A 15,396-nucleotide genomic window follows, 5' to 3' on the forward strand; every position below is an offset into this window, starting at 1 on the left:
CTTATTCTACTTGATATCAACAAAGAAAATCAATACATTTGCACCCATGAGTTTTATAGACGAAATTAACAGAAGGAGAACATTTGGTATTGTTTCTCACCCAGATGCCGGTAAAACAACTTTAACCGAGAAGCTTTTACTATTTGGAGGAGCTATTCAAGAAGCTGGAGCAGTAAAATCTAACAAAATAAAAAAAGGAGCTACAAGTGACTTTATGGAAATTGAAAGACAGAGAGGTATTTCTGTTGCAACTTCTGTACTTGCATTTGAATATAGAGATATTAAAATTAATATCTTAGATACCCCTGGACACAAAGATTTTGCCGAAGATACATTTAGAACATTAACTGCAGTAGATAGTGTTATTGTTGTGATAGATGTTGCTAAAGGTGTAGAAGAGCAAACCGAAAAATTAGTAGAAGTATGTAGAATGCGCAAAATCCCTATCATAGTTTTTATTAATAAAATGGATAGAGAAGGGAAAGACGCATTTGATTTATTAGATGAAATTGAACAAAAACTTCACCTTACAGTCACTCCTTTAAGCTTTCCTATAGGAATGGGATATGATTTTAAAGGAATTTACAATATTTGGGAGAAAAATATAAACCTATTTACAGGTGATCCTCGAAGAGATATTGAAGAAACTATTGAAATATCTAACTTAGAGTCTCCTGAACTTGATAACTTAATAGGAGACAAAGCTGCTAATACTTTAAGAGAAGAAATTGAATTAACAAAGGGAGTATACCCAGAGTTTAACGAGCAACAATATAAAGAAGCTAATTTACAACCTGTATTTTTTGGCTCTGCATTAAATAATTTTGGCGTAAGAGAACTGCTAGATTGTTTTGTAGATATAGCCCCATCTCCTCGCCCTAAAGAAAGTGACACCCGACTTGTAGATCCCAAAGAAAAAGGATTTACCGGCTTTGTATTTAAAATACATGCTAACATGGACCCTAAACATAGAGACCGCTTAGCATTTATTAAAATTGTTTCAGGGAAATTTGAAAGAAATGTACCTTACTTACACGTAAGGCATAACAAAAAATTACGTTTTAGCAGTCCCAATGCTTTTTTTGCAGAGAGAAAAGAAATTGTAGACACTTCTTACCCCGGTGATATTGTTGGGTTACACGATACAGGAAATTTTAAAATTGGAGATACTTTAACAGAAGGAGAAATACTTCAATATAAAGGAATACCTAGTTTCTCACCAGAACATTTTAGATATATTAATAATGCTGATCCAATGAAATCTAAGCAATTAGAAAAAGGGATTGATCAATTAATGGATGAAGGTGTTGCACAGCTTTTTAAACTTGAACTAAATAATAGAAAAGTAATTGGTACAGTAGGTGCTTTACAGTATGAAGTAATTCAATATCGTTTAGAACATGAATATGGTGCAAAATGTACTTATGAACCTCTAAATGTACATAAAGCTTGTTGGGTAGAAGCAGAAGATGAAAAAAGCGAAGAGTTTAAAGAATTTAAGAGAGTAAAAAGTAAATTCTTAGCGAAAGACAAACGAGGTCAACTTGTATTTTTTGCAGACTCAATGTTTTCATTACAAATGACACAACAAAAGTATAAAACTATTAAATTTCATTTTACTTCTGAATTTTAAAAAATGTTTAAAACAAAAAAAGCCTTGAATTTCATTCAAGGCTTTTTTTTATACTATTTAATAATTATGCTTGACCAGTTGGTCCAAAATTCAAAGGAATTTGTGGTCTATCATAATCTTTAATTTCTCCGTGAGCTTTCTCAAATCTGCCAATATTACCTTCTAATGCTTTTAATAAACGTTTAGCATGTTGCGGTGTTAATATTATTCTAGATTTCACCTTACTTTTTGGCGCTCCAGGCATAATATTTACAAAATCAACAACAAACTCAGAAGCAGAATGATTAATAATTGCCAAGTTACTATATGTACCTTGTGCTGTAGCTTCATCTAATTCTATATTGAGCTGCTTTTGATTAGGATTTTTATCTTTTTCGTCGTTCATAATAATATACTATAAAAAGAAAATCCCGACTATTAAATAATAGTCGGGATTTTACCATTAGTTATAATTAACTTCTTGTTTCTCTGCCGTCATTTCTTCAAACTCTTCTTTAGATCCAACAATAATATTATCATAATCTCTAAGACCTGTACCTGCAGGTATTTTGTGACCTACAATAACATTTTCTTTAAGACCTTCTAAAGAATCTACTTTACCATTAACTGCTGCTTCATTCAATACTTTTGTAGTTTCTTGGAACGATGCTGCCGATATAAATGATTTTGTTTGTAATGATGCTCTTGTAATACCCTGTAAGATTGGCGTTGCCGTAGCTGGCTGAACGTCTCTTGCAGTAGCAAGGTTTTTATCTTCTCTACGTAAAATAGAATTTTCATCTCTTAATTCACGAGCGGTAACAATTTGACCTGGCTTTAAGTTTACACTATCTCCAGCGTCATCAATCACTTTTTTACCAAATATATCATCATTTTCTTCAATAAAATCAGCTTTATGAACTAATTGATTTTCTAAGAAAATTGTATCTCCTGGATCTTGAATTCTAACCTTACGCATCATTTGACGTACTACTACCTCAAAGTGCTTATCGTTAATTTTCACCCCTTGTAAACGATATACTTCTTGCACTTCGTTTACTAAGTATTGTTGTACAGCGCTAGGCCCTTTGATATTTAAGATATCTTCTGGAGTTATAGATCCGTCAGATAATGGCATACCGGCACGAACGTAATCATTTTCTTGAACTAAGATTTGGTTAGAAAGTTTAATTAAATACTTTTTCACTTCACCTAATTTAGACTCAACGATAATTTCACGGTTACCACGTTTAATTTTACCAAAAGATACAACACCATCTATTGCACTTACTACAGCTGGGTTAGAAGGATTACGTGCTTCAAATAATTCTGTTACACGAGGAAGACCTCCAGTAATATCCCCTGCTTTCGCAGATTTACGTGGAATTTTAACTAAAATCTTACCTACTTTAATTTTTTCTGCATCATCTACCATTAAGTGAGCACCAACAGGAAGGTTATAAGAACGAATAACTTCGTCTTTTTTACCTAAAATTAATAAGGTAGGAATCATTTTCTTATTCCTAGATTCTGAAATTACTTTTTCTTGGAAACCAGTCTGTTCATCTGTTTCTACTTGGTAAGTAATACCTTGTTCTATATTCTCAAACTTAACTTTACCAGCAAATTCAGAAATAATAACACCGTTATAAGGATCCCATTGGCAAGCAACATCACCTTTACTAATCTTATCACCTGGCTTAATAAATATTTGTGAACCGTAAGGGATTACATTATTACTTAAAGTAATTCCGGTATTAGCATCTACAATTTTAAGCTCTGAAGTTCTAGATATTACAATCTCTGCCTCACTACCGTCAGGGCTTTCACCACTAACTGTTTTAAGATCTTCAATTTCTGCAATACCATTAAACTTAGATACTAATTTATTTTCTTCTGAAATGTTACCTGCAATACCTCCCACGTGGAAAGTACGTAAGGTTAACTGTGTACCTGGCTCTCCAATAGATTGCGCAGCAACAACACCAACAGCTTCACCTTTTTGTACTGTTTTACCAGTTGCAAGGTTTCTACCATAACATTTTACACAAATTCCTTTTTTAGCTTCACAAGTTAATGCAGATCTTACTTCTACAGAGTCTAGAGCAGAAGCTTTTACTTTTGCAACAATTGCATCTGTAATTTCATCTCCAGATACAGCAATAACTTCTTGAGTAATAGGATCTATAATATCATTAAGGGCAGTTCTACCTAAAATACGCTCACCAAGAGATTCTACAATCTCTTCGTTTTTCTTAAGCGCCTTCATTTCGATACCTCTTAATGTACCACAATCTTCTTCACCTACAATTACGTCTTGTGAAACATCTACTAAACGACGTGTTAAGTAACCCGCATCTGCCGTTTTTAAAGCGGTATCTGCAAGACCTTTACGCGCACCGTGAGTAGAAATAAAATATTCTAAAATTGAAAGACCTTCTTTAAAGTTAGAAAGAATTGGATTTTCAATAATTTCACCACCACCTGAGTTAGATTTTTTAGGCTTCGCCATTAATCCACGCATACCTGTTAACTGACGAATTTGCTCTTTAGATCCACGCGCACCAGAATCTAACATCATATATACAGAGTTAAATCCTTGTTTGTCTTCTCTAATTCGCTTCATCGCTAACTCGGTTAAGTTAGCATTGGTAGCTGTCCAAATATCAATTACTTGGTTATAACGCTCATTGTTAGTGATAAGACCCATATTATAATTGGCCATAATACCTTCAACTTGCTCATTTGCTTCATCAATCATTTCATATTTCTCTTGAGGGATAATAATATCACCTAATGAGAATGAAAGACCACCTCTAAATGCAAAACCGTAACCAAGACTTTTTATTTTATCTAAAAATTCTCCTGTTTCTGGAACACTTGTTACTTTAAGAATATTACCAATAATATCTCTTAAAGATTTTTTGGTTAATACCTCATTAATGAAACCTGCTTTCTCTGGCACTTCTTCATTGAAAAGAACACGCCCAACAGTAGTGTCAATAATTTGATAAACTAATTCTCCTTCTTCATTAAAATCTTTCGCTCTAACTTTAATAGATGCATTTAAATCTACCTTTTTCTCGTTGAAAGCTATATTTACTTCTTCAAAAGAATAGAAAGTTAAACCTTCCCCTTTTACAGGTTCTTCTGGAGTAGACTTTTTAAGCTTGGTCATATAATAAAGACCAAGTACCATATCTTGAGAAGGTACCGTTACTGGTGATCCGTTGGCTGGGTTTAAGATATTATGAGAAGCTAACATTAATAATTGAGCTTCTAAAATAGCTTCTGGCCCTAATGGTAAGTGAACCGCCATTTGATCTCCATCAAAATCGGCATTAAAGGCTGTACACACTAATGGGTGTAATTGTATTGCTTTACCTTCAATTAATTTTGGTTGGAAAGCCTGAATACCTAAACGGTGAAGCGTAGGAGCACGGTTTAGCAATACTGGGTGTCCTTTAAGAACATTCTCCAAGATATCCCAAACTACAGGCTCTTTTTTATCTATAATTTTCTTTGCAGATTTTACAGTCTTTACAATACCTCTTTCAATTAGTTTTCTAATTACAAAAGGCTTATAAAGCTCTGCTGCCATATTTTTAGGCAAACCACATTCAAACAATTTCATCTCTGGTCCTACAACAATTACAGAACGAGCTGAATAATCTACACGTTTACCCAGTAAGTTTTGACGAAAACGACCTTGCTTACCTTTTAAAGAATCTGAAAGAGACTTAAGTGGACGGTTAGAATCTGTTTTTACTGCAGAAGATTTTCTTGTATTATCAAATAATGAATCTACAGACTCTTGAAGCATACGTTTTTCATTACGTAAAATTACTTCAGGAGCTTTAATCTCCATTAATCGCTTTAAACGATTGTTTCTAATAATCACCCTTCTATAAAGATCATTTAAATCTGAAGTAGCAAAACGACCTCCATCTAGTGGTACTAATGGACGTAATTCTGGTGGAATTACAGGAACAGCCTTCATTATCATCCATTCTGGTCTGTTCTCTCTAACTTTATTAGCATCACGGAAAGCTTCTACAACTTGTAAACGTTTTAACGCTTCAGTTTTACGTTGCTTAGAAGTTTCATTATTAGCTTTATGTCTTAATTCGTATGATAATTCATCTAAATCAAGGCGTTGTAATATTTCAATTAAACATTCAGCTCCCATTTTAGCGATAAACTTATTTGGGTCTGAATCTTCAAGATATAGATTTTCTTGCGGAAGACTTTCTAGTATATTTAAATACTCTTCTTCTGTTAAGAAATCCATTTTATTTAATGGTTCACCTTCTTCATTTTTTGCAATACCGGCTTGAATTACTACATAACGTTCGTAGTAAATTATCATGTCCAGTTTTTTAGAAGGAATACCTAATAAATAACCTATTTTATTTGGTAAAGAACGGAAATACCAGATATGAGCTACCGGTACAACTAAGTTAATATGACCAACTCTATCTCTACGTACTTTCTTTTCAGTTACTTCTACTCCACAACGGTCACAAACAATTCCTTTGTATCTAATCCTTTTGTATTTACCACACGCACATTCATAATCCTTAACAGGACCAAAAATACGTTCACAAAAAAGTCCATCACGTTCCGGTTTGTGAGTACGGTAATTAATTGTTTCTGGTTTTAAAACCTCTCCTCTTGATTCGCCTAAAATCTTTTCTGGAGAAGCTAAACCTATAGAGATTTTATTAAATCTCTTTTGTTGTGTATTCTTATCGTTATGTCTTGCCATTATATATGGTACTAAAGAATTATACTAAATTATGATATAACTAATGCCTTCGGTTTAAAAAACCGAAGGCAATGTTATTACTCTTCCAATCTTATATCTAGACCAAGACCTTTCAATTCATGCATTAATACATTAAAAGATTCTGGTAATCCTGGTTCTGGCATTGGTTCACCTTTTACGATAGCCTCGTAAGTTTTAGCTCTACCAATTACATCATCAGATTTTACAGTTAAAATTTCACGTAGGGTTGCAGAAGCACCATATGCTTCTAATGCCCAAACTTCCATCTCTCCAAAACGCTGACCTCCAAACTGAGCTTTACCTCCTAATGGTTGTTGCGTAATTAAAGAGTAAGGTCCAATAGAACGTGCGTGCATCTTATCTTCAATCATATGTCCTAATTTCAACATATAAATGATACCTACTGTAGCACGCTGATCAAAACGATCTCCTGTACCACCATCGTAAAGATATGTATGCCCAAATCTTGGAATACCTGCTTTATCTGTAAGCTCATTGATCTGGTCTAAAGTAGCTCCATCAAAAATTGGTGTTGCATATTTTTGACCTAATTTTTGACCTGCCCACCCAAGAACAGTTTCATAAATCTGACCAATATTCATACGTGAAGGTACCCCTAATGGGTTTAACACGATATCAACAGGAGTTCCGTCTTCTAAGAAAGGCATATCTTCTTGACGAACGATTCTTGCAACAATACCTTTGTTACCGTGACGTCCTGCCATTTTATCACCAACTTTAAGTTTACGTTTTTTAGCAATATAAACTTTAGCTAGTTTTAATATTCCTGAAGGAAGCTCATCTCCAACAGAGATTGTAAACTTCTCTCTTCTTAAATTACCTTGAAGATCATTTTCTTTAATTTTGTAGTTGTGAATTAAATCTGCAACTAAAGTGTTTAAATGATCGTCTGTACTCCAAGTACCTTGCGTTAAATGTGTATAATCATCTACTGAGTTTAACATTTTAAGAGTGTACTTTTTACCTTTTGGCAAAACATCTTCTCCTAAATCATTTTTAACTCCTTGTGCAGTTTTACCTCCAACAATAGCAAATAATTTATCAATCAATTCATTTCTAAGACTTTCAAACTTTACACGGTACTTATCTTCTAACCTTGCAATGTCTTCTTTATCTTGTGCACGTTTACGCTTATCTTTTACCGCTCTAGCGAAAAGTTTTTTATTGATAACTACACCATTTAGTGATGGAGAAGCTTTTAAAGAAGCATCTTTTACATCACCAGCTTTATCACCAAAAATAGCACGAAGTAATTTTTCTTCTGGAGTTGGGTCTGACTCTCCTTTTGGAGTAATTTTACCAATTAAAATATCTCCAGGTTTAACTTCTGCACCAATTCTAATCATTCCGTTTTCATCAAGATCTCTTGTTGCATCTTCTGAAACGTTAGGAATATCATTAGTTAACTCTTCATTACCAAGTTTTGTATCTCTAACTTCTAAAGAATATTCATCTATATGAATAGAAGTAAAAATATCTTCTCTTACTACTTTTTCAGAAATTACAATTGCATCCTCAAAGTTATACCCTTTCCAAGGCATAAAGGCTACTTTCATATTTCTACCAAGAGCTAATTCTCCCTCTTCTGTAGCATAACCTTGACAAAGTACTTGACCTTTTTCTACTCTATCACCAACTTTTACAATTGGTTTTAAGTTTACAGAAGTACCTTGGTTTGTTTTTCTAAATTTAATTAGGTTGTAAGATTTTGAGTCAGACTCAAAACTAACCATTCTTTCTTCTTCTGTTCTATCATACTTGATAGTAACCATTCTTGCATCTACATACTCTACCGTACCTGCTCTTTCTGCATTTATTAGTACTCTAGAATCTGAAGCTACTTGACGCTCAAGACCTGTACCTACAATAGGAGAATCTACTCTTAATAATGGTACTGCTTGACGCATCATGTTAGATCCCATCAATGCACGGTTTGCATCATCATGTTCTAAGAATGGAATTAATGAAGCTGAAATAGAAGATATTTGGTTTGGTGCAACGTCTGTAAAGTGAATCTCATTTGGATCTACTACAGGGAAGTCACCTTCCATACGTGCAATAACCTTATCTGTATCTATTTCTCCATCATCTTTTAAAGGAATATTTGCTTGCGCTATTAATTTACCTTCTTCTTCTTCCGCAGAAAAATAAACAGGATCATTAATTATATCTATTTTTCCATTTTCAACTTTACGGTAAGGAGTTTCAATGAATCCCATTCCATTCACTTTTGCATAAACAGAAAGTGAAGAAATTAATCCAATGTTTGGTCCCTCTGGAGTTTCAATAGGACATAAACGCCCGTAGTGAGTATAGTGAACATCACGAACCTCAAAACCAGCTCTTTCTCTAGAAAGACCTCCAGGCCCTAATGCTGAAAGACGACGCTTATGAGTAATCTCTGCTAATGGATTTGTTTGATCCATGAACTGAGACAACTGATTGGTACCAAAGAAAGAATTAATTACAGAAGAAAGTGTTTTTGCATTAATTAAATCTATTGGTGTAAATACCTCGTTATCTCTTACGTTCATACGCTCACGAATTGTACGTGCCATACGAGCAAGACCTACTCCAAATTGTTGAGATAATTGCTCTCCTACCGTTCTAACACGACGATTAGAAAGGTGATCAATATCATCTATCTCTGCTTTAGAGTTTATTAACTCAATTAAATATTTAATAATGGTAATAATATCTTCTTTGGTAAGCACTTGCTTATCCATTTCTATATTAAGACCAAGTTTTTTGTTCATTCTGTAACGACCAACTTCACCTAAATTATAACGTTGATCAGAAAAGAATAACTTATCAATTATTCCTCTTGCAGTTTCCTCATCTGGCGGCTCTGCATTACGTAATTGTCTATATATATGTTCTACCGCTTCTTTTTCTGAGTTGGTAGGATCTTTTTGTAGAGTATTATGTATAATAGCATAATCTCCAGTAGAATTATCTTCTTTATGTAATAGAATTGTTTTAGTTCCCGTCTCTAAAATTTCTTCTATATGTTCTTTATCTAACTCTGTATCACGATCTAATACAATTTCGTTTCTTTCGATAGAAACTACCTCACCTGTATCTTCATCTACAAAATCTTCGTACCAAGTGTTAAGAACACGAGCCGCTAATTTACGACCTAATACTTTTTTTAAACCAGATTTAGAAACCTTTACTTCTTCTGCAAGATCAAAAATTTCTAAAATATCTTTATCTCTTTCAAAACCAATTGCACGGAAAAGAGTTGTTACTGGTAATTTTTTCTTTCTATCGATATAAGCATACATTACGCTATTAATATCGGTAGCAAATTCAATCCAAGAACCTTTAAAAGGAATTACTCTTGCTGAATATAATTTTGTTCCATTTGCATGGAAAGATTGTCCAAAGAATACTCCTGGGGAACGGTGTAACTGAGATACAACTACACGCTCTGCTCCATTAATACAAAAAGTACCACTTGGAGTCATATAAGGAATTGTCCCTAAATAAACATCTTGAACGATAGTTTCAAAATCTTCATGTTCAGGGTCTGTACAATAAAGTTTTAATCTTGCTTTTAGCGGTACGCTATAAGTAAGCCCTCTCTCTATACATTCTTGAATAGAATAACGTGGAGGATCTACGAAATAATCTAAAAACTCTAATACAAATTGGTTACGGGTATCCGTAATCGGGAAATTCTCCATGAAGGTATTATATAATCCTTCATTTCCCCTTTCTTCTGATTTGGTTTCTAATTGAAAGAAATCCTGAAATGATTTTATCTGGATATCAAGAAAATCCGGATAATCAGGTCTGTTCTTTACAGAAGAGAAATTCAATCTTTCAGTTTGCTTTTCTAACATCTATGGACGGAATTTGAGGTTTTCACCTTTAAATGATTTAAAGTTGAAAGCACATAATTAACTTATAAAATAGTGTGCAAAAACTGCACCAACGTATAAATACGCAAAAGGGTTTAGACCTTCAGGAACATATCCTGAGGCCTAAACCTAAATAATATTGCTTTGTTAAGCTTACTTAAGCTCAACCTCAGCTCCTGCTTCTTCTAATTGTGCTTTTAAAGCTTCTGCTTCATCTTTAGCAACTCCTTCCTTAACTGGACTTGGAGCACCATCAACTAAACCTTTAGCATCTTTAAGACCTAATCCTGTAAGTTCTTTTACTAATTTTACTACAGCTAACTTAGACGCTCCAGCACTCTTAAGAATTACATCAAATTCTGTTTGCTCTTCAGCAGCATCAGCACCACCAGCACCACCAGCAGCTACAGCTACTGCAGCAGCAGCAGGCTCAATACCGTATTCTTCTTTTAATATATCAGCTAATTCATTAACTTCTTTTACTGTTAAATTAACTAATTGTTCTGCGAAATCTTTTAAATCTGCCATTTTCTATCGTTTTAAAATGTTTTATTTATAATTTAATTAAAAAGTGCGTACTATTTTCTAACCTTCTTTCTCAGAAAGTGTTTTTAAGATACCTGCTATTTTACCTCCACCAGACTTAAGTGCTGAAACAACGTTCTTAGCAGGTGACTGTAATAATCCAATAATATCTCCAATAACCTCTTCCTTAGATTTAATACTAGATAAAGTTTCTAAGTACTCATCTCCTACAAAAACAGCTTCATCAATAAAAGCTCCTTTAAGAATAGGTTTTTCGTTTTTCTTTCTAAATTCTTTGATTACCTTAGCTGGAGCATTACCAGTTTCAGAAATCATAATTGAAGTATTACCTTTTAAAGTTGATGGTAAATCACCAAAATCTTTATCAGCTACTTCCATTGCTTTAGCTAGCAATGTATTTTTAACTACCGATAATTTGATATTTGCTTTGAAACAAGCTCTTCTTAAATTAGAAGTAGTACCTGCATCTAAACCTGAAATATCTGCTAGATATATCGTTGAAGTTTCAGTTAACTGGGCAGTTAAATCTTTTATTACTTGTGATTTTTCTTCTCTTGTCATAATAATTTAATTATTGCTCAGTAAACCTTTTAGTATCAATCTCTACACTCGGGCTCATTGTACTAGACATGTGAATACTTTTAATATACACACCCTTAGAAGCCTGAGGTTTTAATTTTACAAGCGTAGTTAATAATTCTCTTGCATTTCCTGCTAATTTTTCAGCATCAAAAGATGCTTTACCAATTGCAGCGTGAACTATACCAGTTTTATCAACTTTAAAGTCAATTTTACCAGCTTTCACATCAGATACAGCTTTTGCAACATCCATAGTAACAGTTCCTGTTTTAGGGTTAGGCATTAAACCTCTTGGACCTAACACTCTACCTAAAGGACCTAATTTACCCATTACACTAGGCATTGTTACAATAACATCTACATCTGTCCATCCGCCTTTGATTTTATCTAGATATTCATCTAAACCTACAAAATCAGCACCTGCATCTTTAGCTTCTTGCTCCTTATCTGGAGTAACTAAAGCTAAAACTTTTACATCTTTACCTGTACCGTGTGGTAAAGTAACCACACCTCTAACCATTTGATTAGCCTTACGAGGATCTACGTTCAAACGAACTGCTAAATCTACTGAAGGATCAAAATTTACGTTAGAAATTTCTTTTACTAAAGCAGAAGCTTCGGCTACACTATACAACTTAGAACCATCAAGCTTTGCCTGTACTTCTTTTTGCTTTTTTGTTAATTTTGCCATTTCTTAGTTTCTTTTTAGATTAAAATGGTGCATCACCTTTTACAGTTACTCCCATAGAACGTGCTGTACCAGCAACCATCTTCATAGCAGACTCAACAGTAAATGCATTAAGATCCTGCATTTTATCTTCTGCAATAGTCTTAACTTGATCCCAAGAAATACTTGCTACTTTCTTACGATTAGGTTCTCCAGAACCTTTTTTTGTTTTTGCTGCTTCCAAGATTTGAACAGCTGCAGGAGGAGTCTTGATTACAAAATCAAAAGATTTATCTTTGTAAACTGTAATTACAACAGGTAAAACTTTTCCTTGTTTATCTTGAGATCTACCATTGAATTGCTTACAGAATTCCATGATATTTACCCCGGCAGCACCTAAAGCAGGTCCAACTGGCGGAGACGGATTAGCCGCACCTCCTCGCACTTGTAATTTTACAACCTTACTTACTTCTTTTGCCATTTTTTAAAAATTTATTTTGAATTATTAATTAAAAAAGTGGAAGCATTAATAACAATAATTCTATATAAGTGTAACAATTTTAAATCTTCTCTACTTGCATATAACTTAACTCCAATGGTGTTTTTCTTCCAAAAATCTTCACCATTACCTCAAGCTTACGCTTCTCTTCATTTACTTTCTCAACAGTACCGTTAAATCCATTAAACGGACCATCAATCACCTTAATAGTTTCTCCAACATTATAAGGAATAACCAAATTATCTTCTTTTACAGATAATTCATCTACCTTACCTAACATTCTATTCACTTCAGAAGTTCTCAAAGGAACTGGATCTCCACCTTTAGTCTCACCTAAAAAGCCTATAACTCCATTTATGCCCTTTATAATATGAGGAACCTCTCCCTCTAAAGCTGCCTGAACCATTATATACCCAGGAAAGTAAACTCTCTCTTTATTTATTTTTTTTCCGTTTCTAACTTGAACAACCTTCTCTGTAGGAACTAATATTTGCTCAATATAATCTTCTAGTCCTTGATGAGCTATTTCTTTCTCAATGTAGTCTTTAATTTTATTCTCCTGACCACTTACAGACCTTACCACATACCATTTCTTTGTTCTACTCTCTGCCATAAATCAGTAATCTTAAGATTTTACCCAGTTAAAATACTGTTCAATTAAAGAACTAAAAACCGTATCTACACCCCATATCAGCAAAGAAAACACCACTGAAAATACAAGTACAATTACAGTTAACTTTTGCGCTTCTGCATAAGAAGGCCAAGTCACATGATTCTTTAATTCATTATAAGATTCCGATATGTAGTTTACGATTCCTGCCATTTTATTTATATATTAAAAAACTTTAATTAAAAAATTAAAGTTTAAATAACTTTAGAAACATCACATTTCTAAAAAAGCACGGGTTGAGAGACTCGAACTCCCGACACCTGGTTTTGGAGACCAGTGCTCTACCAACTGAGCTAAACCCGTAAATATAAACTAAGGTGCTTTTATTTAACAAAACACCTTAGTTTTATAATATCTATAATTAGTCTAAAATTTCAGTAACCTGACCAGCACCTACCGTTCTACCTCCTTCACGGATTGCAAAACGAAGACCAATATTCATTGCGATTGGCTGAATTAACTCAACAGTAATAGTTAAGTTATCTCCTGGCATTACCATCTCTACACCATCAGGCAAGTTAATTGTACCTGTAACATCTGTAGTTCTCACGTAAAACTGAGGACGGTAGTTGTTATGGAATGGAGTGTGACGACCACCTTCTTCTTTCTTTAAAACATAAACCTCTGCTTTAAATTTAGCGTGAGGAGTTACAGATCCAGGCTTAGTAATTACCATACCTCTAGAAATCTGAGTTTTCTCAATACCTCTTAATAAAATACCTGCGTTATCTCCAGCTTCACCTCTATCAAGAATCTGACGGAACATTTCAATACCAGTAATAGTAGAGTTTAATTTCTCTGCACCCATACCAATAATCTCAACAGGATCACCTGTATTAGCAATACCAGTTTCGATACGACCTGTAGCTACAGTTCCACGACCAGTAATAGAGAATACATCTTCAATAGGCATTAAGAAAGGCTTATCTACATCACGCTCAGGAAGCTCAATCCAGTTATCAACAGCTTCCATTAACTCTAATACAGTTTTAGTCCACTGATCTTCACCTTCTAAAGCACCTAAAGCAGAACCAGAAACAACAGGTCCATTATCACCATCATAGTCATAGAAAGAAAGTAAATCTCTAACTTCCATCTCTACTAATTCAAGTAATTCCTCATCATCAACTAAATCAACTTTATTTAAGAAGACAACAATTCTTGGAATACCTACCTGACGACCTAAAAGGATGTGCTCACGAGTCTGAGGCATAGGACCATCAGTAGCAGCAACAACCAAAATAGCACCGTCCATCTGAGCAGCACCAGTAACCATATTCTTTACGTAATCGGCGTGACCAGGACAATCAACGTGCGCATAGTGACGATTAGCTGTAGAATACTCAACGTGAGAAGAGTTAATTGTAATACCTCTCTCTTTTTCTTCTGGAGCATTATCAATCTGATCAAAAGCACTAGCCTCTGAATAACCAGCATCAGCCATTACCTTAGTAATCGCAGCAGTTAATGTTGTTTTTCCGTGATCCACATGTCCAATTGTACCTATATTTAAGTGCGGTTTGGAACGATCGTAAGTTTCCTTTGCCATAATTAATACTTATTTAATCTTAGTTATATATTAGTGTTCAATTTATATACACATAAAAACCTAACAACAATAAAGTTGCTAAGCTTATTAGTTGAATTTCAACTCAACTTAGAGCCAACGACGAGAATTGAACTCGTGACCTCTTCCTTACCAAGGAAGCGCTCTACCCCTGAGCTACGTCGGCCTAAAAAAAACCAATTTGCCGTAAACAAATTAAGCTCTATTTAGCCTTGACAACATCAAGGAAATAGAGCGGGAGACCAGGTTCGAACTGGCGACATTCAGCTTGGAAGGCTGACGCTCTACCAACTGAGCTACTCCCGCATTCCAAAAATTAATTTATTATTTTAAACTAAAATTCAGTAGTGGGGAGAGCAGGATTCGAACCTGCGAAGACGTAGTCAGCAGATTTACAGTCTGCCCTCGTTGGCCGCTTGAGTATCTCCCCAATGGTTTATTTTAAAAACCTTCAAAATTTCATAGAACAGAGCCGATGGAGGGACTCGAACCCACGACCTGCTGATTACAAATCAGCTGCTCTAGCCAGCTGAGCTACATCGGCGTTATGTTCACCTTTTACTTAAAAAAAGCCCGTTAT

The 15,396-nt window shown here is 34.3% G+C and carries 11 protein-coding genes and 5 tRNA genes; 1 reads left to right on the top strand and 15 read right to left on the bottom strand.

Features of this window, described 5'->3' with window-relative positions; all coding sequences use genetic code 11:
- Positions 1–46: 46 nt before the first annotated feature.
- The gene (locus BUC03_RS12045) at positions 47–1,633 is read left to right on the top strand and encodes a peptide chain release factor 3 (RefSeq protein WP_073152382.1); all 1,587 of its coding nucleotides are present in this window, start codon (positions 47–49) and stop codon (positions 1,631–1,633) included.
- Between the two features lie 64 nt (positions 1,634–1,697).
- Here the strand turns inward: BUC03_RS12045 and BUC03_RS12050 are convergent, their stop codons facing one another.
- From BUC03_RS12050 to BUC03_RS12120, 15 genes are all read right to left on the bottom strand, one after another.
- Entirely contained in the window at positions 1,698–2,018 is a 321-nt protein-coding gene (locus tag BUC03_RS12050) for a DUF3467 domain-containing protein (RefSeq protein WP_073152385.1), read from the bottom strand.
- 57 nt (positions 2,019–2,075) lie between these two features.
- Positions 2,076–6,380, bottom strand: coding sequence for a DNA-directed RNA polymerase subunit beta' (rpoC, locus tag BUC03_RS12055; protein ID WP_073152388.1), 4,305 nt, complete (start codon positions 6,378–6,380; stop codon positions 2,076–2,078).
- A 77-nt stretch (positions 6,381–6,457) separates the two neighbouring features.
- Positions 6,458–10,270 carry a DNA-directed RNA polymerase subunit beta gene (rpoB, locus tag BUC03_RS12060; RefSeq protein ID WP_073152391.1) on the bottom strand — a complete coding sequence of 1,271 codons (3,813 nt, stop codon included), beginning with the start codon at positions 10,268–10,270 and terminating at the stop codon, positions 6,458–6,460.
- Positions 10,271–10,441: 171 nt separating this feature from the next.
- Positions 10,442–10,816, bottom strand: a complete 375-nt coding sequence (gene rplL, locus BUC03_RS12065) for a 50S ribosomal protein L7/L12 (protein WP_073152394.1) — start codon at positions 10,814–10,816, stop codon at positions 10,442–10,444.
- A 57-nt stretch (positions 10,817–10,873) separates the two neighbouring features.
- Positions 10,874–11,395, bottom strand: coding sequence for a 50S ribosomal protein L10 (gene rplJ / locus BUC03_RS12070; RefSeq protein ID WP_073152397.1), 522 nt, complete (start codon positions 11,393–11,395; stop codon positions 10,874–10,876).
- A gap of 10 nt (positions 11,396–11,405) precedes the next feature.
- Positions 11,406–12,104 carry a 50S ribosomal protein L1 gene (gene rplA, locus BUC03_RS12075; protein ID WP_073152400.1) on the bottom strand — a complete coding sequence of 233 codons (699 nt, stop codon included), beginning with the start codon at positions 12,102–12,104 and terminating at the stop codon, positions 11,406–11,408.
- 19 nt (positions 12,105–12,123) lie between these two features.
- Positions 12,124–12,561 (bottom strand): 50S ribosomal protein L11, encoded by a 438-nt coding sequence (gene rplK / locus BUC03_RS12080; RefSeq protein ID WP_073152403.1) that lies wholly within the window; start codon positions 12,559–12,561, stop codon positions 12,124–12,126.
- A 79-nt stretch (positions 12,562–12,640) separates the two neighbouring features.
- The gene (gene nusG, locus BUC03_RS12085) at positions 12,641–13,192 is read right to left on the bottom strand and encodes a transcription termination/antitermination protein NusG (protein ID WP_073152406.1); all 552 of its coding nucleotides are present in this window, start codon (positions 13,190–13,192) and stop codon (positions 12,641–12,643) included.
- Positions 13,193–13,204: 12 nt separating this feature from the next.
- A complete protein-coding gene (gene secE, locus BUC03_RS12090; protein ID WP_073152409.1) occupies positions 13,205–13,402 on the bottom strand; it encodes a preprotein translocase subunit SecE in 198 nt (65 codons plus the stop codon).
- Between the two features lie 77 nt (positions 13,403–13,479).
- Positions 13,480–13,552, bottom strand: a tRNA-Trp gene (locus BUC03_RS12095).
- 58 nt (positions 13,553–13,610) lie between these two features.
- Positions 13,611–14,798 carry an elongation factor Tu gene (gene tuf / locus BUC03_RS12100; RefSeq protein ID WP_073152412.1) on the bottom strand — a complete coding sequence of 396 codons (1,188 nt, stop codon included), beginning with the start codon at positions 14,796–14,798 and terminating at the stop codon, positions 13,611–13,613.
- A 112-nt stretch (positions 14,799–14,910) separates the two neighbouring features.
- A tRNA-Thr gene (locus BUC03_RS12105) sits at positions 14,911–14,982 on the bottom strand.
- A 67-nt stretch (positions 14,983–15,049) separates the two neighbouring features.
- Positions 15,050–15,122 (bottom strand) — tRNA-Gly (locus BUC03_RS12110).
- A gap of 42 nt (positions 15,123–15,164) precedes the next feature.
- Positions 15,165–15,246 (bottom strand) — tRNA-Tyr (locus tag BUC03_RS12115).
- Between the two features lie 40 nt (positions 15,247–15,286).
- A tRNA-Thr gene (locus BUC03_RS12120) sits at positions 15,287–15,360 on the bottom strand.
- Positions 15,361–15,396: the final 36 nt, after the last annotated feature.

Source organism: Mesonia phycicola (genome assembly GCF_900141885.1).
Classification (GTDB): domain Bacteria; phylum Bacteroidota; class Bacteroidia; order Flavobacteriales; family Flavobacteriaceae; genus Mesonia; species Mesonia phycicola.